The following is a 1,552-nucleotide window of genomic DNA, read 5'->3' as shown; positions in this document are numbered from 1 at the left end:
CCCGGCTGGCCAGTTGAGCAAACATCATGGCAACGAGCTGAGTCCAGCATGACAGAGTTCTGATGCGATGATCTCCGTTGTGGCGATCAACGACCTTCTGAAACTGGTGACGTGGGATTGTTTTGAGTAACTGTTGGAAAACGCTGTTATGATACTTCATGTCTGTCTTTTTTGTTTTGTGAAATAGCTGTCTCGACAACCGCTATTTTACCGCAAACCACTAAAGACAGACATCTCACGCCTTTCTCGATTTTTTAACCGGACAGCAGTGCCAGCAGGAAGAGATAACGCGCTACAACACCAGCGGCAATACCGCCGACAGTATGAGCCAGCAGGGCTTTGGAGGTCAGACTGCGATAACCCAGAGTATCCAGCATTGCAGCCCCCACTGCTCCCAGAGAAGTCATGGGGAAAGCTACCAACTCCGGAGCCTGAAAACCAAACAGGCTAAAGAACAACCAGGACACATGACCAGCCAGCCACGGCAGCAGAGCAACACCTTCATAAGCCGCGCCAGTATAACCACCTTCGGGAGCGCCAAAGGTCATGATCATGACAATGGAGCTGATAATCAGTACGCCAGGAATAATAGCCAGACCCAGCTCAACACCAGACTTACCACCATCCAACAAGGAGTTAAGCACACGCAGCCAACCTGTTTGCTGAGGTTCATCGTTAACCTGTACAACGCTTTCAGTCTGCTCTTCTGAAGAGCCTGCTTCGATCTCTTCACCTGTTTCAGCAAAAAAAGGGCGAACCATTCTTTGCATAAGACGAGTAGATATAATGGAACCCACAACAGCGCCCGCAAAACCAACCATGGCTGGTATAAAGCTACTTTTACCCGTACCGATATCCAGAGTCGCCATAAAAGTGATAACCACTAACCCCATGCCAAATGCTGTGCCGAAGTTAGTGAGAGAAACCAGCTCAGAACGTTTAAAACTGCCACTAAAGCGGGTGTCATGAGCCAGGCTGATAATCGCAGGGTTATCAGAAAAAAAGTCATCAACCCCGCCAGGGAACCACGACCAGGTAGATTGAAAACAGGGCGCATCAACGGAGCCAATACTTTTTCAAGAACAGCAATCAGGCCGAACTCCACTAGCAGGCGGCTGAAAGCACCCGCAATAACCGTGATCCCAATAATATAAAAGACAGTGTTTAACAACAGATCATGGGCCGTGGAAAAAATGGTATTGAACATATTGGTCACACCCATCGTGCTACCAATATATCCGAAGAACAGTGCCAAACCTGCCAATAGGAACAGCGGCATACTGAATTTCAACCGTTGCTCATAAGGAACATCCGCCTCATTTATACCCGCAACAATTAAAGCTTTCTGCTGACCAATCAGCGCCGGGACTGTATCACCCTCTGAATCGGTGACCATTTTCTCTTTAAACAAACTTATGCGTTCTGAAACCAAAGATTGAGGTGAGTCAATTTTTATCTTTTCTCATAAACAATACCGCGGACACTTTCAGGCGGCGATAGCTCCATAGTTACTCAGCTGCTCGTAAGCACCCCTGACTTTTTCATCACTCAA

General features: G+C 47.7%; 2 protein-coding genes. Both read right to left on the bottom strand.

Going from position 1 to position 1,552, the window contains the following annotated elements:
• Positions 1-254 precede the first annotated feature (254 nt).
• Positions 255-893, bottom strand: a complete 639-nt coding sequence (locus tag QMA35_RS21600) for a hypothetical protein (protein WP_281649200.1) — start codon at positions 891-893, stop codon at positions 255-257.
• Positions 884-1,396: a hypothetical protein gene (locus tag QMA35_RS21595; protein WP_281649199.1), complete on the bottom strand. Its 513-nt coding sequence runs from the start codon at positions 1,394-1,396 to the stop codon at positions 884-886. Before QMA35_RS21595 ends, QMA35_RS21600 begins: the two co-directional genes overlap by 10 nt.
• Positions 1,397-1,552: the final 156 nt, after the last annotated feature.

The organism is Parendozoicomonas sp. Alg238-R29, assembly GCF_947331445.1.
GTDB lineage: Bacteria > Pseudomonadota > Gammaproteobacteria > Pseudomonadales > Endozoicomonadaceae > Sansalvadorimonas.
The sequence above is the reverse complement of the archived record's forward strand: the minus strand, read 5'-3'. Positions and strand labels throughout refer to the sequence as shown.

What these genes read in the sequence shown, in the direction of transcription:
- QMA35_RS21600 (WP_281649200.1), bottom strand. Translation starts at nt 893, where the DNA reads ATGGGGTTAGTGGTTATCACTTTTATGGCGACTCTGGATATCGGTACG.
- QMA35_RS21595 (WP_281649199.1), bottom strand. Translation starts at nt 1,396, where the DNA reads ATGGTCACCGATTCAGAGGGTGATACAGTCCCGGCGCTGATTGGTCAG.